The 23783-nt window shown below is 58.0% G+C and carries 27 protein-coding genes; 9 read left to right on the top strand and 18 right to left on the bottom strand.

The annotated features are described in order from the left end of the window. Window positions 1-109: 109 nt before the first annotated feature. Together M017_RS30230 and M017_RS0111235 are read right to left on the bottom strand one after the other, a co-directional pair. Window positions 110-379 (bottom strand): hypothetical protein, encoded by a 270-nt coding sequence (locus M017_RS30230; protein ID WP_031497960.1) that lies wholly within the window; start codon window positions 377-379, stop codon window positions 110-112. A gap of 39 nt (window positions 380-418) precedes the next feature. Then, entirely contained in the window at window positions 419-1072 is a 654-nt protein-coding gene (locus tag M017_RS0111235) for a cupin domain-containing protein (protein ID WP_031497958.1), read from the bottom strand. Window positions 1073-1229: 157 nt separating this feature from the next. On the opposite strand from M017_RS0111235, the gene M017_RS0111230 reads away from it, so the two are divergent. Both M017_RS0111230 and M017_RS0111225 read left to right on the top strand, forming a co-directional pair. Further along, a complete protein-coding gene (locus M017_RS0111230) occupies window positions 1230-2087 on the top strand; it encodes an acyl-CoA desaturase (protein ID WP_031497956.1) in 858 nt (285 codons plus the stop codon). Window positions 2088-2165: 78 nt separating this feature from the next. Beyond that, complete coding sequence (locus tag M017_RS0111225; RefSeq protein WP_031497954.1) at window positions 2166-3221, top strand: winged helix DNA-binding domain-containing protein; 1056 nt, start codon at window positions 2166-2168, stop codon at window positions 3219-3221. Here the strand turns inward: M017_RS0111225 and M017_RS0111220 are convergent. Continuing rightward, window positions 3130-4212, bottom strand: a complete 1083-nt coding sequence (locus M017_RS0111220; protein WP_080507651.1) for a PepSY-associated TM helix domain-containing protein — start codon at window positions 4210-4212, stop codon at window positions 3130-3132. The genes M017_RS0111225 and M017_RS0111220 overlap by 92 nt on opposite strands. A gap of 25 nt (window positions 4213-4237) precedes the next feature. Here M017_RS0111220 and M017_RS0111215 point away from each other — a divergent pair, with 25 nt between their 5' ends. Both M017_RS0111215 and M017_RS0111210 read left to right on the top strand, forming a co-directional pair. Further along, the gene (locus tag M017_RS0111215; protein WP_238325865.1) at window positions 4238-5152 is read left to right on the top strand and encodes a sensor histidine kinase; all 915 of its coding nucleotides are present in this window, start codon (window positions 4238-4240) and stop codon (window positions 5150-5152) included. Further along, complete coding sequence (locus tag M017_RS0111210) at window positions 5152-5850, top strand: response regulator transcription factor (RefSeq protein ID WP_031497949.1); 699 nt, start codon at window positions 5152-5154, stop codon at window positions 5848-5850. Before M017_RS0111215 ends, M017_RS0111210 begins: the two co-directional genes overlap by 1 nt. Here M017_RS0111210 and M017_RS0111205 read toward each other — a convergent pair. Continuing rightward, a complete protein-coding gene (locus M017_RS0111205) occupies window positions 5847-7040 on the bottom strand; it encodes an aminotransferase class V-fold PLP-dependent enzyme (protein ID WP_031497947.1) in 1194 nt (397 codons plus the stop codon). The genes M017_RS0111210 and M017_RS0111205 overlap by 4 nt on opposite strands. A gap of 43 nt (window positions 7041-7083) precedes the next feature. Here M017_RS0111205 and M017_RS0111200 point away from each other — a divergent pair, with 43 nt between their 5' ends. The 4 genes from M017_RS0111200 (at window position 7084) to M017_RS0111185 (ending at window position 11414) form a co-directional block, all read left to right on the top strand. After that, window positions 7084-8811 carry a S1 RNA-binding domain-containing protein gene (locus M017_RS0111200; RefSeq protein WP_080507649.1) on the top strand — a complete coding sequence of 576 codons (1728 nt, stop codon included), beginning with the start codon at window positions 7084-7086 and terminating at the stop codon, window positions 8809-8811. 74 nt (window positions 8812-8885) lie between these two features. Continuing rightward, window positions 8886-9524 (top strand): RNA polymerase sigma factor, encoded by a 639-nt coding sequence (locus M017_RS0111195; RefSeq protein ID WP_238325864.1) that lies wholly within the window; start codon window positions 8886-8888, stop codon window positions 9522-9524. After that, window positions 9521-10414: a zf-HC2 domain-containing protein gene (locus M017_RS0111190; protein WP_031497940.1), complete on the top strand. Its 894-nt coding sequence runs from the start codon at window positions 9521-9523 to the stop codon at window positions 10412-10414. The genes M017_RS0111195 and M017_RS0111190 overlap by 4 nt, the downstream gene beginning before the upstream one ends. A gap of 73 nt (window positions 10415-10487) precedes the next feature. Beyond that, window positions 10488-11414: a PDZ domain-containing protein gene (locus M017_RS0111185; RefSeq protein WP_031497938.1), complete on the top strand. Its 927-nt coding sequence runs from the start codon at window positions 10488-10490 to the stop codon at window positions 11412-11414. An 8-nt stretch (window positions 11415-11422) separates the two neighbouring features. Here the strand turns inward: M017_RS0111185 and M017_RS0111180 are convergent, their stop codons facing one another. From M017_RS0111180 to M017_RS27605, 14 genes are read right to left on the bottom strand one after another with little or no spacing between them, the layout of a single operon-like run. Further along, entirely contained in the window at window positions 11423-11839 is a 417-nt protein-coding gene (locus M017_RS0111180) for a hypothetical protein (protein ID WP_031497936.1), read from the bottom strand. An 18-nt stretch (window positions 11840-11857) separates the two neighbouring features. Then, on the bottom strand, window positions 11858-12679 hold the full coding sequence (gene fliN / locus M017_RS27610; RefSeq protein WP_051669863.1) for a flagellar motor switch protein FliN: 822 nt from the start codon (window positions 12677-12679) through the stop codon (window positions 11858-11860). 22 nt (window positions 12680-12701) lie between these two features. Continuing rightward, on the bottom strand, window positions 12702-13493 hold the full coding sequence (locus M017_RS0111170; RefSeq protein ID WP_238325863.1) for a sigma-70 family RNA polymerase sigma factor: 792 nt from the start codon (window positions 13491-13493) through the stop codon (window positions 12702-12704). 4 nt (window positions 13494-13497) lie between these two features. Continuing rightward, window positions 13498-14433: a flagellar biosynthesis protein FlhF gene (locus tag M017_RS0111165; protein WP_031497931.1), complete on the bottom strand. Its 936-nt coding sequence runs from the start codon at window positions 14431-14433 to the stop codon at window positions 13498-13500. A gap of 16 nt (window positions 14434-14449) precedes the next feature. After that, a complete protein-coding gene (locus M017_RS0111160) occupies window positions 14450-16600 on the bottom strand; it encodes a flagellar biosynthesis protein FlhA (protein ID WP_031497930.1) in 2151 nt (716 codons plus the stop codon). A gap of 10 nt (window positions 16601-16610) precedes the next feature. Then, on the bottom strand, window positions 16611-17672 hold the full coding sequence (locus M017_RS0111155; protein ID WP_031497927.1) for an EscU/YscU/HrcU family type III secretion system export apparatus switch protein: 1062 nt from the start codon (window positions 17670-17672) through the stop codon (window positions 16611-16613). Window positions 17673-17675: 3 nt separating this feature from the next. Beyond that, window positions 17676-18425 carry a flagellar biosynthetic protein FliR gene (locus M017_RS0111150; protein ID WP_035957771.1) on the bottom strand — a complete coding sequence of 250 codons (750 nt, stop codon included), beginning with the start codon at window positions 18423-18425 and terminating at the stop codon, window positions 17676-17678. A 1-nt stretch (window position 18426) separates the two neighbouring features. Further along, window positions 18427-18684 (bottom strand): flagellar biosynthetic protein FliQ, encoded by a 258-nt coding sequence (locus M017_RS0111145; protein ID WP_162179889.1) that lies wholly within the window; start codon window positions 18682-18684, stop codon window positions 18427-18429. Between the two features lie 11 nt (window positions 18685-18695). After that, window positions 18696-19397 (bottom strand): flagellar type III secretion system pore protein FliP, encoded by a 702-nt coding sequence (locus tag M017_RS0111140; RefSeq protein ID WP_051669859.1) that lies wholly within the window; start codon window positions 19395-19397, stop codon window positions 18696-18698. Next, the gene (locus tag M017_RS0111135) at window positions 19388-19603 is read right to left on the bottom strand and encodes a hypothetical protein (RefSeq protein ID WP_031497920.1); all 216 of its coding nucleotides are present in this window, start codon (window positions 19601-19603) and stop codon (window positions 19388-19390) included. The genes M017_RS0111140 and M017_RS0111135 overlap by 10 nt, the downstream gene beginning before the upstream one ends. Window positions 19604-19650: 47 nt before the next feature. Further along, on the bottom strand, window positions 19651-19899 hold the full coding sequence (locus M017_RS0111130) for a FliM/FliN family flagellar motor switch protein (RefSeq protein WP_031497919.1): 249 nt from the start codon (window positions 19897-19899) through the stop codon (window positions 19651-19653). A 12-nt stretch (window positions 19900-19911) separates the two neighbouring features. Next, entirely contained in the window at window positions 19912-21150 is a 1239-nt protein-coding gene (locus tag M017_RS0111125; RefSeq protein WP_031497918.1) for a flagellar hook protein FlgE, read from the bottom strand. Between the two features lie 12 nt (window positions 21151-21162). Then, window positions 21163-21480, bottom strand: coding sequence for a flagellar hook assembly protein FlgD (locus tag M017_RS0111120; protein WP_051669857.1), 318 nt, complete (start codon window positions 21478-21480; stop codon window positions 21163-21165). Next, complete coding sequence (locus M017_RS27605; protein WP_031497916.1) at window positions 21477-23015, bottom strand: hypothetical protein; 1539 nt, start codon at window positions 23013-23015, stop codon at window positions 21477-21479. Before M017_RS27605 ends, M017_RS0111120 begins: the two co-directional genes overlap by 4 nt. Here M017_RS27605 and M017_RS0111110 point away from each other — a divergent pair, their 5' ends adjacent. Next, window positions 23016-23783 (top strand): flagellar hook-basal body protein, encoded by a 768-nt coding sequence (locus M017_RS0111110; protein WP_031497915.1) that lies wholly within the window; start codon window positions 23016-23018, stop codon window positions 23781-23783.

Genomic DNA, 23783 nt, shown 5'->3' with positions numbered 1-23783 from the left:
TGGCGGCGCGCGCGAGATCCTGATCGATCCAGTTCGGACACCGCTGCTGACTCCCTTCGACCAGATCAAATACGCCGCGAACCCGAACAAGGATCTTGCCAAAGTAGAGTTACTCCTGCTGCCGCAGACCAGAGTGCGGGAGCAGGTCCATCTGCCAGCGTCCTCCCCCGGAGAGGAATGGAAGCTGCCGAACCGTATCATTCTGAATAATTCTCCCGACGCTACTCAGTTCAACGATCTTCGATTGGCCGAAGATGGCCAATTTGACCTCCCCGATCTTCCGCCAGGAGAGCATCGCGCCATTCTTTTCCAACGACAAGCTGTGTCCGCTATTGGAGCTGAAGGGCGGCACCCAGACTTCCGTTTCCCTGCCGGGCATCGTGACGGCAGAGAAACGGAGCGCGGGTCAGTAGCCAGGCTATTTGAGTTCGGTCATGAGGATCTCGACCGCCTTGCCGGTGGTGTTCAATTCCTCGTGCTTGGCGGCCTTGCCGTAGACCACCTCGCCTGCCTTGCGCGGAGTGATTTCCGCCTTGCCCTCGGCATTGGTGACACGGATCTCGGCGTCGGTCAGGTAGAAAACGACGCGATCCAGTTGGTGTTCGTGGAGCGGAGCGGATTCGCGCGGGCCAAACTTCACGCGGACGACACGAACCTGATCGTTCTCAAACTCAAGCTTGTAGTGCTTGGGGTCGATCTGCAGCGGGTCGAGTCCGGTGGTGATCTTCCGGCCGCTGCGGGGCTTCTTCAACTCAATCTGCACCACGGGAACCGGCTCGTCGGTGACAATCTCCGGCGAGTGCATCGTGTCAGGCGGACTCCACTTCACTTCGTTCTTAGTGAACTTCAGAACCACGGGAGAACGTCCGTCGGCGAACTCAAAACGCTCCGCTCCAGCAACGCGATAGATCATGACACGGTTGTTCTTGTGGTCATGCATCTTCTGCTTGAGATGCGGTTGGGCGATCGATTCGGTCACGCGAATTTCATCGTTGTCGAGGAAGACTTTCGGCGCCGTCTGGGCCAAAGCGGCAGCAGCGCAGGAAAGCAGAATCAGAGTGCCTTTGTACATGGGGATGGGGGGATTCTATCAGGAGATGACACCGTACAAAACCCGGAGACGGCCATTTCGATGAGGCATTTCAATGCTTTCCGGGTGCTGTCCAGGAATTACACAACTCTTACACGATGGAATTCCGGGGGCTGCTAGTTTAGACGATGTAAGCTCTATGGCATCCAATCTGTCCGTCGTCCATACCAACCCCACAAAGCCGAATTGGCTCACGATCATCGTGTTTGGCCTTTTCCACGTGGGCGCGATTGCTGCACTTTTTTACTTTAGCTGGGCGAATCTGCTCGCTGCATTCGTCGTCTACTGGTTCTCGATCAGTTGGGGAATCGGAATGGGCTACCACCGCTTGCTGACGCATCGGGGCTTCAAAGCACCGCGTTGGTTCGAGCGTTTTCTGGCTGTTTGCGGCGCATCGAGCCTGGAAGGCGGTCCGATTTTCTGGGTAGCAACGCATCGCGTGCACCATCAGAAGAGCGATAAGCCGGGCGACCCGCATTCGCCGCGCGACGGAGCCTGGTGGGCGCATCTGATCTGGATGTGCGTTGGCGATTCCAAGCATAGCGATACGGAAGGGTTGTCGAAGTACGCACCGGATCTGGCCCGCGACCCATTCATGGTCTGGCTGAACAACTGGCATTGGCTGCCATTGGTCGTCATCGGATTGACACTGTGGGCCATCGGCGGCTTCACGATGGTGTTGTGGGGTGTTTTCCTGCGCGTGACGCTCGGGCTGCATTCCACCTGGCTCGTCAATAGTGCGACGCATCTGTGGGGCGCCCGCCGCTTTGAGACGACCGACGACTCGCGGAACAACTGGTGGGTGGCGCTGCTGACCTTCGGAGAAGGCTGGCACAATAACCACCATGCCCATCCGGTGAGCGCGCGTCATGGCCTCGCCTGGTATGAGCTCGACGTAACCTTCATCCAGCTCTGGCTGCTGGAGAAGATTGGCGTCATCAAAGGACTGCAGGTGGCGAGTGTGGATGGTTATATCGCGGTGAAGAAGGCCGCTTAGGGTTCCCCACTCTTTTCAATTTCAATCCCGCCAGGGCAGCGTGCTCTGGCGGGATTTTTGCGTTTGTAGCATAGAAGAATGTCCAGGACTTCTTCCCCCCTCACACTCCGTGATCTGAACCGGACGCTCCTGGACCGCCAGATGCTGCTGGCACGAAAAACTTGGAGCGCGGCAGAAGCAGTACAACGGCTGGTGGCGTTGCAGGCACAACTCGCGACTCCGCCTTATCTGGGACTTTGGACGAGAGTGGAGGGGTTTGCCGTGGCGGAGCTGGTCGCTGCGATGCAGCAAGGGGCTGTCGTGCGGGCTCCGTTCTTGCGATCGACATTACATCTGGTGACGGCAGCGGATTTCGCCTGGATCCGCCCGCTGCTGCAGCCTGCGCTGGAAAGAGCATGGCAAGGTTTCTTTGGAGCACGCAAGTCCGGAATCGACACCCGTGCGCTGACCGCTGCGGCACGGGACTTGATCGCAAGCGGGCCGCTGAGTATGAGCGAGTTAAGCGATGGCTTGCTCGGTCACTTTCCAGGCTGGAACAAGGAAGCGATGGAGTACGGCGCGCGCACACATTTGCCCCTGGTGCAGGTGCCACCGGCTGGGATGTGGAAGGGTGGAACCAGCGCAAAGTACCGGATGCTGGAGGTGACAGCCAAGGCCCCGGAAGAGTTCGTACGGCGTTATCTCGCAGCCTTCGGACCGGCATCGGTCAAGGATTTACAAGCCTGGGCTGGCTATGCCGCCATTGGCAAAGTGATGTTAGGGATGCGCGAAGAGTTGGTGGAGTATCGCGATGAGACGGGACGGACGCTGTTTGACTTGCAGCAGGGCAAGATTGTGACGGGCGAGGAAGCGGCTCCGGTACGGCTGGTGCCGGAATACGACAATCTCGTACTCAGCCATGCCGATCGGAGCCGCATCGTGCCGGAGGAGTACCGGAAGCTGGTGTTGCTTTCTGCAGGCCGGGTGCGCGCCACCGTATTAGTCGACGGCTTTGTGGCGGGAGCCTGGAAGATCGAGCGCGGCAAGAAGGAGAGCAAGGTCCTCATCGAGATGTTCCGTCCGGTTTCGCGGGCGATCCGGACACAGATCGATGGGGAAGCGGAGAGGCTGCGGCATTTCTATGACGGCGCTTGAGCCAGCTTAAGTAAGCCCCACTCCACGTGAGCGCACAGGCGCAGAGGCCGAAGAAGGCATAGAAGATGCGGAGCGCGAGGGAGCCATAGTTGCCAAAGTGCAGGCCTTGCGAAATGTGCAGCGGGTGGAGGCCAGGCATGTAGGAATCAAGCGGTGCACCATCCGCTGCCGAGATCACCTCGAAGGCGCTGGAATCCTGCGCCAGAAAGGCGCCGGAGTTGCCGTAGACGACATAACGGAAGGACTTTGCGGTGGGGAAAATGAGTCCGGTCGGCTGACTGATCTTGGTGGCATGGGCGAGCGCTTCATCTGGAGAAATCGGAGTTGCCGTCGAAGAGAAACCGGGCACTGGGAGTGGCGTCGAGCGGGGCAGAAACGAGTAGCCCACCAGCAGGATTCCGGTGAGAGCCATCATGAGATGGAAGAGCGCACTCTGGATCGCAATCGCCTTGTGCGCATCCGAAACCCGGAGTTGCCAGGCACCACGAACCGCCCCCTCCGTGTTGCCCTTCCGGAAGGCACTGTAGATCGCGAGCCCAGAGAACGTACTCAGTAGCAGGAGCAAGCCGAAAAAGCCGACGAGAAGTTTGCCTGCTGGGTTCGGCAGTAGCAGGCGAATGTGGATGCGGCGGACAAGAGCCATGAAGGACTCGGGAGAAGGCTCGCCCATCACTTGCGCGGTGTAGGGATCGATGAAGAGCTGCCGGTAACTGGGAGCGCCGAGATAGAGGGTCAGGGCGTAGTCCGGATGTTGGGGATAGAAGGTGAGTCCAGTGACGGTTTCTCCAGGAACCGCTGCGAGAAGTTGCTGGAGCGGCAGGCGGTGAGCCAAGACTTCCACTTTGCGTGCCGGCTGGAGCCAGACGTCAATCTCTTCTCGAAACAAGAGCAGGCAGCCGCTCAGGCAGAGGGTAAATACAAAAGCTGCTCCCACGAGGCCACACCATTTGTGGACCCGATAAAGCACACGAATCGCCCGTGGAGACATCATTTGATGTTAGATGGAAAGTATGACTATGCCCGGACGGCGACGGCAAGCCATCCTCTTTACCGTGTTGGGAATTGTGATGGTGGCGCTGGCCGTGGCCTTGCAGAGCGTCTGGGTGGTGGTGAACTGGCGTTTCAGCGTGCTGCTGGTGCTGGGTTCGATCTTCTTTCTGCTCCTGATCGCCGGTGTAACGCTGAACTCGATCTTTCTGGTGCGCGAGATCCGTAAGAACGAACAACACAACGCGTTTCTCAATGCGGTGACCCATGAATTGAAAACGCCGGTGGCCTCGATCAAGCTCTATCTCGAAACCCTAGAGCGGCGCGAGGTGCCCCCGGAGAAGCGCAAGGAGTTCTATCGGGTGATGCTCGACGACTCGAACCGCCTGATGAACACGATTGAGCAAGTGCTGGAAGCAAGCCGGGTGGGCAATCGCGATGCCCGCGGCAAGCAGAGCGTGAGCCTCACCGCGGTGGTGGCCGACTGCGTGGAGATGGCAGGGACGCGGCATCATCTGCCCGATGGGGCGATTCATCTGGAACGCAGGCTCCCCACCGGAGATTCCGCCATTGTGATCGGCGATGCCCAGGAGTTGAAGAGCGCGGTGAGCAATCTGATCGAGAACGCGATCAAATACCGAAGCGGTGAGATCAAGGTGGCGATCGAGGTGGAGCGGCTCGATGGGAAGCGGGTCGCAATTCGGGTAAAGGATCAGGGAATCGGCATCGCCCAGGAAGAATTGAAGCGGATCTTTGGCCGCTTTTACCGCACTTCAGGAACGGCGGCGCAAAAGGTGAAGGGAGCCGGGCTGGGCCTTTTTATTGTGCGCAGTGTCGCCAAGAAGCATCGAGGCCGGGCTTATGCAGCTAGTGACGGAATCGGAAAAGGAAGCACCTTTACGATGGAGTTAGAGAGCGTGTTTCCAGCAAAGGTAGTCCTCTGATGCGAGTTCTGGTAGTAGAAGACGAAGAGCATCTGGCAGAGGGGTTGCGATTCAATCTCGAGGCCGAAGGTTTCGACGTAACGGTGCGTGAGAACGGAGAAGACGCACTGCGCGAGTTTGGTGAGGGGCAGCCAGCTTACGACCTGTTAGTGCTCGATGTGATGCTGCCCGGCATCGACGGCTTTGAAGTGATCAAGAAGCTGCGCGAGATCGGCGAGTATCTGCCGACGCTCATGTTGACGGCGCGAGGCAGGGCCGAAGATGTCGTGAAGGGCATTGCGGCCGGAGCGGACGACTATCTGGCAAAGCCCTTCGATCTGGGCGTATTGATCGCACGCATCAAAGGCTTGATGCGGAGGCGGGAATGGATTGTAGGCAGCGCGCCGGATTCGGGCGATCGCGTCACGATTAACGGGCGGGTGATCGACTTCAAGAATCTCTCGATTGAGTTTGAAGGCGACAAGCAACCGCTGACGATCATGGAAGTGAATTTCCTCAAGTACCTGATCGCGCATGAGGGCGAGGTGGTGAGCCGCGCCGATTTGCTTGATAAAGTGTGGCAGGTACATGGAGACACCGACACGCGGGCGATCGATAACTTTGTGGTGCGGCTGCGCAAGTATATCGAGACCGACCCGGCGCAACCGAAGTGCCTGCTGACCGTGCGTGGAGTCGGCTATCGACTGGAGCGCAGCTAGCCGAAGACTTCCTTGAGGGTGTCGAAGAAGAGATCGATGTCCGAAGGGCGCGTGTGGATGTGCGAGGAGATGCGGATCTTTTGCCCCCGCAAGGTCCAGACCTTACGCTCGGCTAATTTCTTCCAGAGCGGCGCGTAGTCCGGACGATCCACTTCAAAGGCGACCATGCCGCCGTAGAGTTCGTGGTTGGGCGAACTCAGCAGCTTCACATAGGAAAACTGCGAGGCGCGCTGGTAGGCATAGCGCGCCAGGTGATGGATGCGCGCATAGATGCGGTCGGCGCCGAGCTCTTCGATGAAGGCCAAAGCGGCGAGCGTGCCTTCGAGCTCCGCACGGTTATTACAGCCAAGCTGCATGTACTTCACTGCGTCTTTGGCCGTTTGCCAGCCGTCGACGACGATGGTGGGCCAGAGCTTCGATTGGAAGTCTTTGCGCACATAGAGAATGCCGCAACCAGGAGGCGTGAGCATCCACTTGTGCAGGCTGGCGGCGAGAACATCGCAGCCGAAGCTTTCAATATTCATCGGCACCTGACCAGGCAAGTGCGCCGCATCGACCACCGTGATAACGCCCTTCGCACGAGCGGCAGCGCAAATCTGCGCGATGGGAAAACGCAGACCGGTGTGAGTGGTGATGCCAGAGAAGGAGAGGACTTTGGTTTCGGGACGAATCGCCGCAATCACCGCTTGCGCAATCTCATCGGAAGTCTTGGGCGGGATGGGGATCGCCGCTTCGCGAATGCGAATGCCTGTGCGGGCTTGCTTCAAGAACCAGCACCCACGCCCGGAGGGATGTTCCTGATCGGTGATCAGCACTTCGTCGCCCGCCTTGAGATCAAGACCATTGGCGATGAGGTTCATCGACTCGGTGGCGTTGTGCGTGAGCGCGAGTTCTTCCTTGGTAGTGCCCAGGAACTTGGCCAAAGCCGCACGGTGGCTCTCCATCGGTTCATAGCCCCAGCGCGGGTATTGGTCCGTGACGTAGGAGGCGCCCTGAGCGAGATAATCGTTGGTCGCCTTCACCACACGATTGGGCGCAGCGCCCACACTGCCCGTGTTGAGATAGGCGCGCCAGTCCGGCAACGAGAACTGCTCTTTGCGAATGCGCAACCAGGCAGCATCGTCGTTGGCGAGGGGGGCTAGCGGAGCGGCGGCAAGCGCCGTAGTATGGAGGAATTGACGGCGTAACATCTATGCGACAATGAAAATTCTCTCACGGATTGACAGGAATTCCATGGAAAACACTCAGCCGTTGGCACCGGACCATTTGCCGGAAGCCGCGGAAACCCTAGCGGACACAGTAGAAGATACGGGCTTTGGCGACATCCTGCGCGACTTTGAAACGCAGCACACGCCGGAACGTGACGAAGTGGGACGAGGGCTCCTCAAGGGCACAGTTCTGCGCATCACGCCAGATGGCGTTGTTATCGATATCGGCCGGAAGATGGAAGGCATTCTTGCTCTCGATCTTGTGAAGGGCCGCGATGGCACAGTCATTGTCCAGGTGGGCCAGCAGCTCGAAGTGAATGTCGCTGGACGTACAGACGACGGCTACTATCGCCTGACGGTGCAGAAGGTGGAGGCCCCCAAGGATTGGAGCGGCATTGAACAAGCCTTCGAAAGCAAAGCGATCGTAACCGGAACTGTGCTCGAAGTGGTGAAGGGGGGCTTGCGCGTCGATGTCGGCGAACGCGCCTTCATGCCTGCTTCTCGCAGCGGCGCCCGGGACGTCAGTGAAATGGCGAAACTGGTGGGACAAAAGGTCGAGTGCCGCATCACCAAGTTCGACAAAGAGAAGGAAGACGTGGTGGTGGACCGCCGCGTGATTCTCGAAGAGTTGGCCGCCAAGCGGAAGCAGGAAGCCTTCGCCTCCCTCGCCGAGGGAACGGTTCTCAAGGGACGCGTGCGCACCCTCACCGACTTTGGCGCCTTTGTCAGCATCGGCGACGTGGATGGCCTGCTGCATGTCAGTGACATGAGCTGGACGCGCATCGCCAAGCCTGCCGATCTGTTGAAGGAAGGCGACGAAATTGAAGTCAAGATCCTCAAGATCAACCCGACGACACGCAAGATTTCGCTCGGCCTGAAGCAGTTGCAGCCGGAGCCCTGGGCTCAGGTAGCCGAGACCTTCAGCCCTGGCCAGCGCGTGCAGGGCAAGGTCATGCGTTTGACCGACTTTGGCGCCTTTGTCGAGCTGTTGCCCGGCATCGAAGGCCTGGTCCGCATGATGGACATGACCTGGGACCGCCGCGTGCGCAAGCCCGAAGACGTCGTGAAGGTAGGCGATGTGGTGGAGGTGCAGATCCTCGACCTGAAGCCTGCCGACAAGAAGATCGGCCTGGGCCTGAAGCAGTTGGTGGAAGACCCCTGGGCCGCCGCGAAGGAAAAGTACCCGCTCGGCAGCATTGTCGAAGCCGTGGTGACGGACCTGCAGAAGTTTGGCGCCTTCGTCAGCTTGGGCGCGGGTGTGGAGGGCATGGTTCATGTCGCCGACATCACGCGCGAAAAGCGGATTGAGCATCCGAAGGATGTTCTCGCCGTGGGCCAGACGATTAAGGCCGCAGTCACCGAGTTTGAAGCAGAACGCCGCCGCATCCGCTTGAGCATCAAGCAGCTGGAGCCGACCAATGCCGATCACTTTATCGCGGAAAATGCCGTCGGTGATGTCGTTACGGCACGCGTCAGCGATGTCCGGGAAGGACGCCTGAAGGTGCAGTTGGCCGAGGGCGTGACGGGCCATTGCGCGCTTCCCAAAACCGGTGCCGCGGTAGCGGCCAGTGCAGGAGCCTCGACCGGCAAGGTGGACATCTCCTCGCTCGGTGCGATGCTGAATGCTCGCTGGAAAGAGGGGACAGGCGCCGCTTCAGAAAAAGAACCGGTGCGCGTCGGCCAGATCCGGCAGTTCAAGATTCTCGCAATGGACAAAGAACAGAAGCGGATCGACGTCGAACTCATCGACTAGGTTTCCTTGTTCTGCAGCGACAATTCGCCTATCAGTTTTGTGACCTTTTTGCTCACCAATCGTCTAACCGATTGGTGAGCTCTCAATTTACAGGACAGGCGGCGCTTGCGGCATCGCTCCCTCTGCCCGCAGATCGACGCAACATGGACGAAGCCGCATTGATACGCGCCGCACAGGCGGGAGACCAGGACGCGTTTGAAGGTCTCGTCCAAAGCTATGATCAGCAGGTTTTGCGCTTAGCCTACAATCTCTTGCGATCCACCGAAGAGGCTTACGACATTTATCAGGAAGCCTTCTTGCGGGTGCACCGGAATCTCGGCAAGTTCCGCTTCGATTGCAGCTTTCACACTTGGCTGTATCGCATCGTCACGAATTTGTGTCTGGACGCACTGCGTAAAAAGAAAGTGCGCAAAGAAGAGCAGGCCGTAATCGATACCAGCGACGGCCCGCGGGACCGGCTGGAACTCGCCGCCGAGGACCGCGCCGAGATGGACCCGCAGCGGAAACTGTTCAGCCGCGAATTGCGGGACCGGATCGATGGCGTGCTCTCTGAGTTCACACCGCGCGAGCGGCTGGTGTTCGAAATGCGGCACTATCAAGGCATGCGGTTGCGGGCCATTGGCGAGAGTCTGGGTACAACAGAAGAAGCAGCGAAAAATTGCCTGTTTCGCGCAACGCAGAAGATGCGAGTCGCGCTTGGGGATTTTGTATGAACTGCGGCTGGTGCAAAGAGCACGTTGAACTTTACGTGTTTGGAGAGCTGGACTTCGATCAGGAAGAGAAGTTTGAGCAGCACATCCAGGCTTGCGCAGAGTGTGCCGCACTGGTCGCCGAGCATCAGACCATTCTGCAGTTGATGCATCAGGCCGAGACCGAGATGCCTCCATCCTTGCTGGCGGAATGCCGCTCGGGGTTGCATTCCCGCTTGAATGCTCAGCAGGCAGTGCAGCGCAGTTGGCAGGGACGGATTCGGGAGTTGTTTCCGGATTGGTCACGGCTCTTGCGGCCGGTGATTGGGTTCGCGATGCTGGCCATCAGTTTCTATGCCGGAAAACAATTTGAAGAACGGAAGTCCGTATCGGCCGCGGGAGTCCAGACGGCGCGGATCCGGACCATCCAGGGAACTGGCAATGGGATGGTTCAGATTGTCCTCGAAGAGCCGCGGCAGCGGATGATCGTGGGTGGACTGAATGAAGAGGGAATCGAGCAGGCCCTGATGGTGGCAGCCCGGCAGTCCCCGGACCCGGTGATGCGCATCGAGAGCCTCGATCTGTTACGCAATCGTTGCAGCCGCGACGATGTGCGCCAGACCATGCTCCAGACTCTGGAGAAAGACGATAGCCCGAGTGTCCGCCTGCGGGCTCTCGAAGGCTTGCGTCCCTGTGCGACAGAAGGCAATGTACGCCAAGCTCTCGCACGAGTGCTGCTCAGCGACGTGAATCCCAATATCCGCGTGCAGGCCATCGACCTGTTGGTCGATCGTCCACCGGCGGAGATCATTGGCACCTTGCAAGAAGTCATTCGCCACGATGAGAATGACTATGTGCGTGCCCGCTGCCTGCGGGTGTTGAGCGAGATGCGAGCCTCGCCCGGCGTATTCTAGGTAGAGTTACGCACAAGGCCCGTTGGGCACCGGTGCGTTGAGACGAAAGCCCAGACAGTCCGTCGGAATAGATATGAAGTTTGAATCATTGGTGATCGGCAGTTCGTTGCTGCTGGCAGGATTGGAAACACGGGGGTCGGCCCAGATTGTTCTGGGTGGACAGCCCGGTGAGGCTGTTTATTACGGACAAGTTGCGCCTGCCCCGCCGCCCCCTCCACAGCTTCCGCAAATGCAGGATCTCGTTCGATTGATGGCATTGAATGGCAGCTACCTGGGAGTGGGCGTCAGGGACATCGATGCGGAGCGGAAACGGGTACTGAATCTGAAGGAAGAGCGCGGCGCCGAAGTGACAAGCGTCGAGGAAGACTCCCCCGCGGCCAAAGCAGGATTGAAAACAGGTGATGTGGTGCTCGAATATGCCGGCCAGCAAGTCGAGAGCATGGAGCAGTTCATCCGGATGGTGCGGGAGACCCCCGCAGGCCGGGAAGTGAAGCTCAGTGTCCTGCGAGCCGGCTCTGCCGTCTCACTGACGGCGAGACCTGAGAGTGGACGGAATCGTGTCGAGCGCACAATCCGCGTTCTGCCCATCCGGCCGCAAGGGCCTGGAACGGCAATCCCGGGCTGGGCAGTCGATAGCCCGCGCTCCATCATGTATTGGCATAACGGCAGTCTCGGAGTTGAGGCCGAGGCACTCGACAATCAACTGGCCGACTTCTTCGGAGTGCGAGAGGGCGTCCTGGTTCGCTCGGTCACCAAGGGCACTCCCGCCGACAAGGCCGGGGTGAAAGCCGGAGATGTCATCGTTAAAGTCGACGAGACAAAGGTCAGTTCGCCGCGCGAGGTGACCAATGCCGTCCGCACCGCCAAGACGAAGACGATCAGTCTGGGCCTCATTCGCGAGAAGAAAGAACATGTGGTCAAGGTGACCTTTGAAGACGAGGGCCCCGCACCGGTAGGAATTCGAGGCCGCTCGGTGCAGAATAAACTGCACGAAAACTAAGTGCCTCTTCAGGCCCCTGAACCTTGAGCGGCAGTCTTCTCCAGCTTGATCAGAAATTCAATTTCTGGTTTCGGCAAAGATAAGACTGCCGCTATTTTTGCGCTTGTCTCGCCACGCTTTGCCATCTCCAGGGCCTTCGACTTTGTACTCATCCCCCACAGTGATTCCTCTTTACCCTTCATCAGGAGCTTCAGCGGGTTTACCGGCTCCGGGAAAGAGGCGCCCGCCTGTACCAGATCTTCAGGACGCTGAAAACTCTGGATCCATTTGCTCCGCTGCTCGTTCAGTTGGAAGCGGAGTTGCTCCATCTCCTTCTGCGTATTCAATTCGTTGCGCCGCATCTCCACTTTGATCTGCATGGACAGATAGAGCAAGCCAAGCAAGCCAAAACCGAGAAAGAGCAGCATGAGGTGATTCGGGTTCATGAATTTCTCCTGAAGCAGTTAGTTCACCGTACGTAAGCGATCTTGCCTGCTGATGATTTGTTGGATCCGCACGCCATAGTTGCCCTCGACGACGACGACCTCTCCTCGGGCAATCACACAGTTGTTCACGATCACCTCGACGGGTTCCGTGACGGCGCGATTCAGTTCCACAATGGAACCGGAGTTCAATTTCAAGATTTCTTTGAGCGGCACCAGCGCACGCCCAAAACTCACACTGACCGGAAGCTCGACATCAAGCAGCAAGTCAAACTGCGAGGGCGTGGCGTGCATCTCCGATTGCGGAGGGATTTCGAGTGAGGCGGCAGGCCGCAGCAGCAATGCAAGCAAGTCCTCTGAGACCTGAACCGCGATCTGTGCTTCTGCCTCTCCCATCGGAAAGGCATAGCCCCAGGCGGTTGCATTGCCTTCAGCCTCCGCGCCATTGTGCGATTCAGAAACTTCCCACTTCTGACCCGCCAGGCTCGAAAGATCCTGTGCAAAGGACGAGGCGGCCTGAGCAAGGGTCTCAGTATAAGTACTCAACAAGGTCGCGTCATCGAATTCGTCGAGCCCTGCTGCTTCCAGAACGGTCTTGCCAATCAACCGCCAATTTTCTGCCGTCGCAAAGACACGAAACTGAATTCTGGCGCCTGCCGTGTAGGTCGCCGTCCAGCCGTGGAAATCCTTCCCCTCCTGGCCGGCGGTGGCCGAGGGCGGCTCCGGGATGAGGTGGCAACGCTGCGTCGCACCGATCATCGCCTCAAGAGATTGAGCGATGCGGATGGAAAGGTTGTCTTTGAGCTTCGAGACTAGCTCGTCTCTGCTGAAACTTGTCTTCATACGCGCGTCCTGGAGCGGAACCTCAGGCCCCTCGTATCACGGGCCAACGCTTTTCGAGGTAAGAGCGCAGGCGTAACACTGCTTGGCTCTTCAACTGCGAGATGCGAGATTCGTGGAGATTCACCACCCGGGAGATCTCCCGCAAAGTGAGCTCTTTCTGGTAGTAAAGGCTCAGCACAGTACGCTCGATCTGCGGCATCCGTCCGATCGCTTCGGCCAGCAACCGCTCGAGTTCGGAACGCTCGCACAGGTTGGAGGGCCAGTTCTCTTCCTTATCTGCAATGAAGCGCAAGAGATCGCGATTTTCTTCATCGCCGCCACCCGATTCCAGGCTCCCGAGATTGACGCCACGCACTTCCATGAGCCACTCGTGGTACTCCTCAATGCTGAGCTTGAGTTCCGCGGCCACTTCCTCCTCCCGTGGAGCCCGCTTGAGACGTTGTTCCGCCGATGCAATCGCCGACTCAATCTGTTTCGCCTTCTTACGCTGTTGGCGTGGCGCCCAGTCCAGGCCTCGCAAGCTATCGAGGATGGCACCACGAATCTTATACTCCGCATAGGTCTTCAACTTCACGTTGAGATGCGGATCGAAGCGATCGATGGCATGGATGAGTCCCAGAATCCCGGTAGAAACCAGGTCCTCCAAGCTAACGCTTTCTGGGAGGCGTTCGTGGATGCGGCGCGCGATCAGACGGACCTGCGGTAAGTGCTCGAGGATGAGCCGTTCTCGATCCTCTACCGGCGGCGAGGTCTGGGTTGGCGAGTAGTACATTTCTTCTTCGGCTCCGATTCGATGGGCAACTTCGCTGCTCATGGCGCTAGGCGGCACTCTGCCTGGAGGTACGGATGTGGTGCGTCTCAGGAGAGATGACTTCACGACGGAAGCGAGCCAGAATTTGCTCGACGGCATTGTGCGAGGCAGGCGGCGCGGGGATTGGCTGCGGAGGCACAAAATCCACGGGGGCGATCTCCGCCGCCCGCGCCACCACCTGCTCCGAAGCATGCAGGTCCTCAGGAACAGCGCGGCCGGTTCCGCACCATTCGATGCGAAGCTCCCGCAGCGCATCGAGACCCGTGGCCCGGAGGTCAAGGGGAGACTCGTCTAAATGTGTGGGTAAAAGGTAACCAGGATGAAAAATAGAGGCGGCGGTAAAGCTCGCCGCCAGAAAAGTCGTGGCATAGGTTCCAGAAACCACGAGATGAGTCTTGAGCGAGGGCAACGTGCGGTGGGCTTTCGCCATCGCCAACGCCTGCGGGGAGGCAGGAGCGAGCGCTGGAGTGTCGATCAGAATGAGATCGTGGGAGCGGAAATCCGTGAGAGCAGCTTCCAGATCAGACTCACATTCGATTTCCTGAAATGGAATATCAGAGAGTTCACAATAGGCACGCAGGAAACCGGCCCCGCCCACTTGCGCACTGTCCCATGTGAGCACTGCAGGGTTGCGACCATTGGTGAACTTCGAGCGGACAGCGATCTTCGCGCAGGAGGTCGTCTTGCCAGAGCCACTCGGGCCCACAAAAGCAAGGAACTCGCGAGGACCCGTTTGCGCTGCAGCCCTGGAACTGGGCAAGGGCGAAGGGACGGGTCTCTCGGCCGGATTCGTCGTCGCGCAAACCACTTCATACCGGCCAAAATGACGGAACTCGGCTGGAGTCTCGCGTGTGTTCAGGATCAGCGCCTCTTCTCCAAATTCCTTGCTGGCGGCTTGCAACGCCTGGTCCATGGTTTCTGCATAGAAAGATTTGATCTTCATTTCATTCGCCAATTTTTTAAATCTGTCCAAGGGAGTTGACCTGAATGCCCGATGCGATTTCCGAATGCGAGAGCACGTTCATATTTGGAAATGCGGTTTCCGTTACCTGGCGCAGGAAGAAGCGCGAGTTTGATCCAGAGAGAATCGTCGCCGAAGAGAGTGGATTGTCAAAGACTTGCTTACAACGCGCCAGCAACTCGCGCACCTTCGCAGGTGTGGCCGTGAGGTGGCTATTGAACTCCCCGTGCTCGACAGAAGCCTCAAGATCCTGCTCCAGATCGGGATGGAGAAACCAAGCGTTCAGTTCTGAGGCCCCGGTCAAAAGCTGCCGCGTAATCGTGCGGCGGATGGATTGGCGAACAAACTCCGTAATGAGAGTGGGGTTCCGGGTAACAGCTCCGCCTTCGCTCATCGCTTCCAAAATGGATACGCCATCCCGAATTGAAACGCGTTCCCGCAGTAAGTTCTGTAATATCTTCTGCACAGTACTCAAGGGAAGCAATTTGGGGACCAAATCTTCGACTAACTTCGGCGTCTCTTCCGCCACTCGATCGACATAACGCTTCGTGTCCTGACGCGTAAAGATCTCGCAAGCAGAGCGCTTCACAATTTCGGAAAAATGAGTCCCGACTAGGCTGGCTGTATCCACAATCGTGCAGCCTTCCATCCGCGCTTGCTCCACCAGTTCATTCGGCACCCAAAGCGCATCGAGTTGGAAGGCCGGCTCCTTCGTACGAAAGGCTCCCTGACTCAGCAGTGCATCGATCGCCCGCAAGTGACCTGGATCTTTGGCATCGCCAGCAAGAAGCGCCAGCTCATATCCCCGCTTGACCTCGAAACGAGCCATCTCGTTTCCCTTGACCAGAATGCGGTATTCCGTCGCGCGCAAGCTCAGGTTATCCGTAACCCGGACGGCGGGAAGTACAAAGCCAAGATCCGTAGCCATCTGCTTGCGGACCCCGGAGATGCGTTGCAGCAGCGTACTCTGCCCGCCTCCTTCCACCAGCCGCACCAGTCCGAGACCGACTTCCACCGCAACCGTGTCGACTCGCAGTAAGGTCTCGATGGTGTCTTTGTTCGAAGCGGCCGCAGCCGCCGGTTCTGGCTTCGCCAGATCTTTCAGCCGCTTGGCCTCCGCCAGACGCTTAGCGCCATAAAGCGCCAGTGCGCCCAATCCTGCAAAGGGCAGCTTCGGCAGCCCGGGCACAAGCGCGAGCAACACCAGCACAATCCCCGCGAGCGCAATCGGTTCGGGATTGGTCAGCACCTGGCGCTTCACTTCAGCGTCGAGCTGACCTTCGCTGGAGGCCCGCGTAACAATGAGGCCGCCTGCCATCGAGATCATCAGTGCAGGGATCACGGTAACGAGGCCATCACCAATGGTCAGGATGGTATAGGTTTCAAAGGCCCGGAAGAGATCCATCCCATATTGCAGAACCCCAATCAGAAAACCCGCACAGACATTGATCAGCAGGATGAGGATACCCGCTACCGCATCCCGTTGCGTAAAACGGCTCGCGCCGTCCATCGCCCCATAGAACTCTGCTTCTTGGTTCAGCTTCTTCCGGCGATCTTTCGCTTCCGGCTCATCAATGAGGCCAGCATTCAAGTCTGCATCGATCGACATCTGCTTGCCTGGGAGCGCATCCAGAGTGAAGCGCGCCGTTACCTCTGAGATCCGGACCGCACCGTGGTTAATGACGACATACTGAATCGCAATCAACACCAGGAACATCACCAGCCCGATCACGAAGCTACCGCCGACAACAAATTTCCCGAAGGACTCGATCACATCACCAGCAGCGGAAGTTCCGAGGTTGCCATTCATCAGAATGAGGCGGGACGACGAAACGTTCAAAGCGAGCCGGAATAGAGTCAGCAAAAGAAGCGCAGTGGGAAAGATCGAGAACTCGACTGCCTTGCGAATGTACATCGAGACGAGCAGTACGATGACACTGACTGCGATATTCAGCGAGATCAGTGCATCGAGCAACAGCGGAGGAATCGGCAGGATCAGCGCCATGAGGATTCCGAGCACAGCCAAAGGAACGAAGATCTCGGCATTCCGCACAATCTCCCAGCTCAGCAACGGCATCGCCGCACTTGGCGAAGCTCCGGAGCGAGGCACAGAAACATGTTTCGACTGTGTCGGTAAAGAAGGGTTCATGGCAACTCAACTAGCGTTGGGAATGGCGTCCAAGGACGCGGTAAACATAGGCGAGCACTTCCGCCACGGCACGATAGAGATCCATTGGAATCTCCTGGCCGACTTCCACAGATTTATAAAGCGCCTGGGCGAGCGGCTTGTTCTCGACAATCGGAATCTCATGGCTCATGGCTACTTTGCGGATCCGGAGCGCCACATGATCAACGCCCTTGGCCAGGACAAGCGGAACATTCATCTCCTCGGGCTTGTACTGGATCGCAATGGCATAGTGCGTCGGATTGGTAATGACGACCGTTGCTTTCGGCAACTGCTGCATCATCCGCTTGCCGGTAAAATCCTTCATCATCTTGCGGATCTTCGCTTTGACATGGGGGCTGCCGTTGCTCTCTTTAAACTCTTCCTTGAGTTCCTGCTTGCTCATCTTCAACTGGTTGCGATGCGTTCTCATCGCCTGGAGCAGGTCGGCAGCTCCCACAAGAAAGAACAACAAACAGCAGAGCTTGCCGTAGCTGAAGTACTGCCGGCTTTGCTCCGCAATCTGCCCCGATAGGGAGAGCCGGGCCAGAAAGATGCTCCAGGTGAGCAGTTCCCGCCCATAGAGGGTGGCAAATAGAACGGCAAGGAAGATCAGGAAGATTCCGGCACGCAGAGACTTCAACCCTTCCTTCAGTTGCCCGCCCAAGCGGCTGGCACTGAAGAGCTTAGAGAAATCGGGCTTCACGCGGCTGAGGCTGAAATAGCCCTGGCTGACCAGGAGATGGGAGACGAGAACAGAGGAACTGGTGAGGAGACCAGCCCAGAAACAATACAAAAGCCCAAGCTTGGTCCAATGCAGGGACGGCTCGAGAAGCTTCTCAATGCTCAGCGATGCGTCAAAAGCAGAACTCAGCCAACTGCGCCAATGCCGCAAACCGGGCCCAAGCGAAGCGCCCGCTCCACTGAAATACAGAAAGGCCACCGTGAACTGAACTCCCATGACCCAATAACGGCTGGAAACAATTCTGCCGTCTTTGCGTGCCTTCTCGAGGCGCCGCGGCGTAGCTTCCTCGGTCCGTTCTCCCGATTGCGACACGGTCTATCGCCCCTCCGCTAGAGAAAGAGCTCCGATGGCCAGCCGGACTTCAAGTTGCTGAAAGGTAGCCGCGGAGGCGAGCAGAATCAGAAGAGTGACAGTCCACTTCACCGGAAAGGCCAGCATGCTGAGCTGAAAACGTTCGGCGAAGCGTCCGCCAATCGCCGATGCGACATCGAGCAGAATTAGAATCGCCATGAACGGAGCCGCCAGCCGGATCCCTATGAGAAAGCTCTGGCCCAAAATGACCTTTAGCATCCCGGCGATCGTTGCCGCGTTGGTGAGTTTCGGCCAGAGCGCATCAGAGTCAAGAAGTAAACGAAGAAACTCGAGATGAAGCCCTGCGGCAACGAAGGTGAGAAGAATGCTGAACTGCGTGGCCGCCAGCAAGGAGCCGCTCTCGGTGTCGTTGGTGGGATCGATCACCGAGGCATAGCTCAATCCCGATTGCACCGAGGCAATCTGGATTGTCAACGCGCACGCATCGAGCACAATGTTCCACAGCAAGGCAACAAACAAGCCGGCCACGAGGTTCTTGGCGCAGATCACCCAAAGATCCCCTCTCGCAGGCGCCACCAATCCTGGTTGCCCCCACTTCGCGGCCAGGCAAAGAATCGCCAACAAGAAGCCCAGGAACGCTCGCGTGGACGCCGGGATCTGGCGAAAGCCGGGAATGTGCAGCAACCCGACCGCAGTACTCGCCCGCATTAGCTCCACAAAGAACAACAACGCGACCTTCTCAGGAGTACTCATGTCAGCGAGCCACCCTTGGAATCATCTCGGCTGTGCGGGCCACAAATCCGGTCATCTGGTTCAACATCCACGGCAGTAAGAGCAGGAAGGCAAAAGCGCAAACCGAGAAGCGAGGAATAGAGCTAAAGCCAGGATCCTGGATCGAGGTGGCAACCTGAATCAGGTTGAAGAGAACACCGCAGATCAGACAGATCGCCAGCAAGGGGGCAGCAATCAGGATTGAAGTCAGAATCGTGCCTCGAATGATCTCCACTGCCATGACCGTCTCCATCAGCGAGCCACCTGCAAAGACTTCATCAGCGCATCAATGATGACGGTCCAGCCATCAGAAACCACAAAGATCAAGATTTTGAATGGTGCAGAGATCATCACCGGCGGGAGTTGGATCATACCGAGCGTCACGATGACCGCAGAGACAATGAGGTCGATGATCAGAAACGGCATGTAGAGCAGCACTCCGATTTTGAAGGCACTTTTCAATTCGCTGAGCATGTAGGCGCCCGCAATCACCGGGAAGCCCAGTTCCGAGGGACTCTTCGGCGCCGGGGCGTGCGAGACACGCAACATCAGCGCGATCTCTTTTTCTCCGAGATAGGGCAGCATATAGGTCTTCATTTGGGCACCCCCTGCAGTAAAAGCTTGTTCCTCGGCCATCTTGCCGGCGTTATAGGGCTGAATGACGTCCTTGTAGATCGCGGTCACTTGCGGCGAGATCGCCAGAATCGTCAACAGAGAAGACAACGCAATCACCACTTGATTTGAGGGAACCGTTTGTGTGCCAAGAGCTTGCCGCAGGAAATGCAGCACGACGCTGATTCTTAGGAACGGCGTCAGAGTGACAAAGAACATCGGAACCAAGGCCGCCAGCGTAAACTGGACGGCCAACCGGAGCGCCGCGCCTCCCGGTTCGGCATTTGTCTGCGGGGCTGCCCAGAGAGGAAGAGCGAGCAATAGCGAGAGGATCAAGCGCAACTTGCAATCCTCGCGCGGGGAACAGTGTGCAACTCAAGCATCTGGCTGGAAGTCTTGCTCTGGAGAATGGCAAGCGTATAGCTCCCCTGCGCGGTTTCGATATCGACGATGCGGAGCAATTCTCCAGGTCCAAGCCACTTCTGCCCAGAAATCACGATCTGACTTCGCGATTGCGCCTCGAGTGCGACAGCGCGACGCGCTCGCATGGCTCGCCAGATTCGTTTGCATTGCTCCCACATCGGCTCAGATCCTCTCAGTTATCCGTCGTCAAATCCGTCACGCGCACGCCCATCGATTCCTCAATGATCACGACCTCTGCGAAGGCCACCGAACTGCCACCGATCATGATGTCGATGTTCTCGCCCGCAGAACGATTGAGCTTGATCACACTCCCCTCCTCAAGAGAGAGGATGTCGAGGATCGTCATCGTCTTGCGGTCGAGAACAGCTTCAACAGTGAGCGGCATGTCGAGAAAATGATCGAAGTGCTTCATGAGGCCCATCGAGGACAGTCTTTACCGCTTGAGATTGATCGTTTCCTGGCTAATTTCATCTACCGTCGTGATGACACGAGTATTCGCCTGATAACCACGCTGCAGGATGATCAGGTTGGTGAACTCCTTTGCGATATCTACATTGGAGGCTTCGACTGAACCTCCTAGAATCTGCCCGCGTCCTCCTGTGCCAGAACTCCCAATGGCCGGAAGCGCGCTCCGCTCACTCAGTTGAAAGGCACTGTCCCCGACGGCAACGAGCGATTCCGGATTTCGAATGGAGGCCATCGCCAGTTGCCCGACAACGCTCTGGACGCCATTTGAATACTGCGCCAGGATTCTGCCCCCATCGCCAAGCCCGACACGCACAAGTTGCGCGGAAGGTTGCCCATCCTGATAATTTGCACTCACCGCCGATGGTTGTGAGTACTGCGTGATCCGGGGTGTCTGGCCGTTATAGATCTGCCAATTCAATGTCATGTCGGAGGCACCATTGACCAGTCCGGGAATGGAGAAAGAAATCGGCGTCTGCGAGTCGGGACTCACCAATTGCCCCGAACCGTTGAATTGCATCGTGCCCGTGACCGGTGTTACCGGTGAACTCACATCCGCATCGGGGACCGAGAGACTATAGTCCCAAGAGTTTGCCGTCGCGGACTTTGTGAAAGAAACCGAGATGATATGACTCGAGCCGAGGGAGTCGAAGACTTCAATCGAGGTCTTGAATGAATCGGCAGGCGGTCCCGCGGTCGCCGCGGCATTCAAATTCATATCGAACTGGAAGCTGGTGGAAGGAATCGGCGCCTTAATCGAACCCACCGGAACGACAATGTCTCCAACCGGTGCATTCGTATCCACAACTCCATTCACCTCAGTCCAACCCTGGACCTTGTAGCCCTTCCCCGTCAAAAGAGTGCCGTCCTTGTCCACCACCAGGCTCCCGCCCCGCGAATACACGATCTGCCCTTGTTGCCCCTTGAGGATGAGAAAGCCATCACCTTGGATGGCAGCATCGAGACTCCCGCCATTCTGGATCGCGCCCTGCGAAAAGCTCCGTAAGGTGACGGGGCGGCCGACTCCAAATCCGACCTGTGTCTCGCCGAGACCTGCGCCCAGCGATTGCGTCACCAAATCATAGAAAGATACACTGCTGGCCTTAAAGCCCGTAGTATTCAGATTGGCGAGGTTATTGCCCACAACATCGACGGCCGTCGCGTGTGCGCCGAGGGCGGAGAGTGCGGTTGAGAAGGATGTAAACATATTGGTTCCTGTCTAGCTTTCTTTTGTGTTGCTCTGCGAGGTGCTCGCAGGGAGAATGGCCGCGCTCAGTTGCTTGAGCGTTTGCTTGATGTCGACGAGTTGCTCCACTCCCGTGAACTGACTCAACTGCGTGATGTACTGGATGCTGTCTGTCGGGCTGGTTGGATCCTGGTTCTTGATCTGCGCAATGAGGAGTTGCAGAAAGACTTCCTTGTTCGCCAGATCATTGGGATCTGCACTTTGAGTCTTGTCCTGCTTCGTCTCCGTCTTGCCGGTCGAGTTATCTGCCAGCATTTGATAGCTGCGAGAAAGGTCGGTTGTGCGGGTCATCGGATGCTCCTAATAGGTTGGAATTCAGCTTCTGTCTGTGCGTCAAACTCGGATTGCCAGACCCGCTCCTTCTTGCGATTCTTCGCGGGTGTGGACTGCGGCGTCTGGTCTTTGTGGCCCTGTCCTTGCTCGTCAAACCGGAAACCGGCCTGCGGCGAGGACGCGGCTCCGGGGATGTCCCGAACCACCTCGGGAATCGCTGCGGGGATTGGCCCCGCGTCGCTCCGCTTGCGTGTTTCGAGAACCACTTCGTGGTTCTGGGCGAGGTCTGCTGGCTTTGCCGTCCAGTCAGCAGTCTGGAGCTTGTCGAGGAGCGTAGGCATCGAGGCTTCGATTCGTTGCTGAATTTCAGCCGTGGGCGAATAAACCTGCAAGGTCAGATCATTGTTCCGGTTCTGGAAGACGAGATCAATGTGCCGCGCAGCCGATCCTCCGGCGTCGGTGAAGGGGATGCGGATCGAGATCGTATTGGCTTCCCTGCCCGGTACAGGCAATGGCGGGGGGAGATCGGGGGGACGCGGAGGCACAACCACCGGCGGCACGGGCTTGGCCATAGAGAAAGTCTCGATCGGCACAGGTGGCGGAGCGGGAAGCTCAGTGTTCAGAGGTGAAGCTCCGGAGATTGGCTGCACCGGGAGCTCAGCATTCCGTGGCGGCGGTGGAAGATCGATTCGTTTGGAGACATCTTCCTTGAGGTCCACAGTCTCCGTCTCCTTGAGACGAACGGGCAGAACTCGCTCAGCGTCCTGCTCCGGCTCGGTCGCGTTGGAATCACGGTTGCGGCTTTCGGCCTCCGTTGGCAGGCGAGCCAGGCGTTGCGAGACTGCACGCTTCAACTCCAGCTTGGTCTCAAGAGGAGCAGGCTCCCTTGGCTGTGGAGCAGCGGCGATGGCACCACAGGCGCTCTGCGGGTTTGCCACGGGAATCGTCTGCGACTCTTGCGCAGGCAGCGTTTCCATGTCCGGTGTAGCCTCATCGTGCAACCCCTTTCCAGGCGCGACGGAAAGCGAGGCGAGAACGGAAGGGAGGGCTTCTCCAGTCTTCCCCTCGTAGGATGGGACATCCGGGGGTAACACCTGGGTCTTCGCATTCTGGTCCTTGGACGCAGGAAGCGCCGGAGTTCCAGCGGCAAGCTCCGCCACCGGAAACATCGCGACAGACTGCTTCTGTGGCGCAGCCACCACCGTCTGTGGGCAAGCGGCCCCTTCTGCCACTCGGGGTTCCGTCTCCTCTGTGGCCTTCATCTTAGGCTGCAGCGAAACGGCAGTCCCGGAAGGCGTGGGCGGCGTCTCCGGCGGCAACAGTTGTTGTTGGAAGACAGCAGCCCACAGACTCATCAATACATCGAGCGCTGGGCCGCCAGCCTCTTGCTGGGTGCACCGCTCCCCTGTCGTTTTTCCAGCAAGAGTGAGGACCGGCATCGGAGTGGCAGGGGCTACTAGGGTTGGCGTCACACTGCAGACCAATGCACTCTGATTGCCAAAGCCCGGATCGGACTTGGCAACGCGATTGCCTTCAGAATCCGCGGAGCGCATATGGATTCCATCACCAGCATTCTTGCCAGCGGCCTCCGCGCTCGCGCCGAGAGCCTCGACATTGCCGCCAACAACATTGCCAATAGCGGTACGCCTGCCTTCAAATCGGAGTTTGAACGCTATGCCCTTTATGGCTCGCAGGAGGCCATCGCGAGCAACGGAGGCCCTGAATTTACAGGCCTTTCCCCAGACTTACGGCAATCCTGGATCAACTTTGGGCAAGGCAATCTCGAACGCACCGAACGCACCCTCGATGTTGGACTGGAGGGCAATGCTTACTTCGCCACAGAAATGCCAGGTGGCAAAGCCAGTGACAATCTCTTGACACGCAATGGCAGTTTCCAAATTGGAACAGACGGTCAGTTGAAGACGAAGGAAGGGTTCAAAGTGAAACTCACGCTCCCGGATGGAACGGCTTTAGCGCCTGGCTTTCGGCTCGATCCCGCCCAGTCCCTCGACATTGATCGCCTGGGGGTGATTCATCAGAACGGGGCTGCGCTGGCACGGCTCGATCTGGTGCAGCCGCCGGACAACGCGCAACTGACGAAAAGCGGCGACTCTTATTTTGCCTTCAGCGACAGCGCGGCCTTGCGGCGCGCCACCGGCGCCGAGGTACACCAGGGCTGGCTCGAAAAGTCGAATGCCGATCCGATCCAGGGCGGCATCCAGCTCGTTAAAATCTCCCGTCAATTCGAGATGCTGCAAAAGGCACTGCAATTGCACGGAGAGATGAGCAAACGTTCGATCGACGAAGTCGGTCGGGTTTAG

The sequence above is a fragment of the Bryobacter aggregatus MPL3 genome, from assembly GCF_000702445.1.
GTDB lineage: Bacteria > Acidobacteriota > Terriglobia > Bryobacterales > Bryobacteraceae > Bryobacter > Bryobacter aggregatus.
This window is presented reverse-complemented; position numbering and strand designations above follow the sequence as displayed.

What these genes read in the sequence shown, in the direction of transcription:
- M017_RS30230 (WP_031497960.1), bottom strand. Translation starts at nt 379, where the DNA reads ATGCCCGGCAGGGAAACGGAAGTCTGGGTGCCGCCCTTCAGCTCCAAT.
- M017_RS0111235 (WP_031497958.1), bottom strand. Translation starts at nt 1,072, where the DNA reads ATGTACAAAGGCACTCTGATTCTGCTTTCCTGCGCTGCTGCCGCTTTG.
- M017_RS0111230 (WP_031497956.1), top strand. Translation starts at nt 1,230, where the DNA reads ATGGCATCCAATCTGTCCGTCGTCCATACCAACCCCACAAAGCCGAAT.
- M017_RS0111225 (WP_031497954.1), top strand. Translation starts at nt 2,166, where the DNA reads ATGTCCAGGACTTCTTCCCCCCTCACACTCCGTGATCTGAACCGGACG.
- M017_RS0111220 (WP_080507651.1), bottom strand. Translation starts at nt 4,212, where the DNA reads ATGATGTCTCCACGGGCGATTCGTGTGCTTTATCGGGTCCACAAATGG.
- M017_RS0111215 (WP_238325865.1), top strand. Translation starts at nt 4,238, where the DNA reads ATGCCCGGACGGCGACGGCAAGCCATCCTCTTTACCGTGTTGGGAATT.
- M017_RS0111210 (WP_031497949.1), top strand. Translation starts at nt 5,152, where the DNA reads ATGCGAGTTCTGGTAGTAGAAGACGAAGAGCATCTGGCAGAGGGGTTG.
- M017_RS0111205 (WP_031497947.1), bottom strand. Translation starts at nt 7,040, where the DNA reads ATGTTACGCCGTCAATTCCTCCATACTACGGCGCTTGCCGCCGCTCCG.
- M017_RS0111200 (WP_080507649.1), top strand. Translation starts at nt 7,084, where the DNA reads ATGGAAAACACTCAGCCGTTGGCACCGGACCATTTGCCGGAAGCCGCG.
- M017_RS0111190 (WP_031497940.1), top strand. Translation starts at nt 9,521, where the DNA reads ATGAACTGCGGCTGGTGCAAAGAGCACGTTGAACTTTACGTGTTTGGA.
- M017_RS0111185 (WP_031497938.1), top strand. Translation starts at nt 10,488, where the DNA reads ATGAAGTTTGAATCATTGGTGATCGGCAGTTCGTTGCTGCTGGCAGGA.
- M017_RS0111180 (WP_031497936.1), bottom strand. Translation starts at nt 11,839, where the DNA reads ATGAACCCGAATCACCTCATGCTGCTCTTTCTCGGTTTTGGCTTGCTT.
- fliN (WP_051669863.1), bottom strand. Translation starts at nt 12,679, where the DNA reads ATGAAGACAAGTTTCAGCAGAGACGAGCTAGTCTCGAAGCTCAAAGAC.
- M017_RS0111170 (WP_238325863.1), bottom strand. Translation starts at nt 13,493, where the DNA reads ATGAGCAGCGAAGTTGCCCATCGAATCGGAGCCGAAGAAGAAATGTAC.
- M017_RS0111165 (WP_031497931.1), bottom strand. Translation starts at nt 14,433, where the DNA reads ATGAAGATCAAATCTTTCTATGCAGAAACCATGGACCAGGCGTTGCAA.
- M017_RS0111160 (WP_031497930.1), bottom strand. Translation starts at nt 16,600, where the DNA reads ATGAACCCTTCTTTACCGACACAGTCGAAACATGTTTCTGTGCCTCGC.
- M017_RS0111150 (WP_035957771.1), bottom strand. Translation starts at nt 18,425, where the DNA reads ATGAGTACTCCTGAGAAGGTCGCGTTGTTGTTCTTTGTGGAGCTAATG.
- M017_RS0111145 (WP_162179889.1), bottom strand. Translation starts at nt 18,684, where the DNA reads ATGGCAGTGGAGATCATTCGAGGCACGATTCTGACTTCAATCCTGATT.
- M017_RS0111135 (WP_031497920.1), bottom strand. Translation starts at nt 19,603, where the DNA reads ATGCGAGCGCGTCGCGCTGTCGCACTCGAGGCGCAATCGCGAAGTCAG.
- M017_RS0111130 (WP_031497919.1), bottom strand. Translation starts at nt 19,899, where the DNA reads ATGGGCCTCATGAAGCACTTCGATCATTTTCTCGACATGCCGCTCACT.
- M017_RS0111125 (WP_031497918.1), bottom strand. Translation starts at nt 21,150, where the DNA reads ATGTTTACATCCTTCTCAACCGCACTCTCCGCCCTCGGCGCACACGCG.
- M017_RS0111120 (WP_051669857.1), bottom strand. Translation starts at nt 21,480, where the DNA reads ATGACCCGCACAACCGACCTTTCTCGCAGCTATCAAATGCTGGCAGAT.
- M017_RS27605 (WP_031497916.1), bottom strand. Translation starts at nt 23,015, where the DNA reads ATGCGCTCCGCGGATTCTGAAGGCAATCGCGTTGCCAAGTCCGATCCG.
- M017_RS0111110 (WP_031497915.1), top strand. Translation starts at nt 23,016, where the DNA reads ATGGATTCCATCACCAGCATTCTTGCCAGCGGCCTCCGCGCTCGCGCC.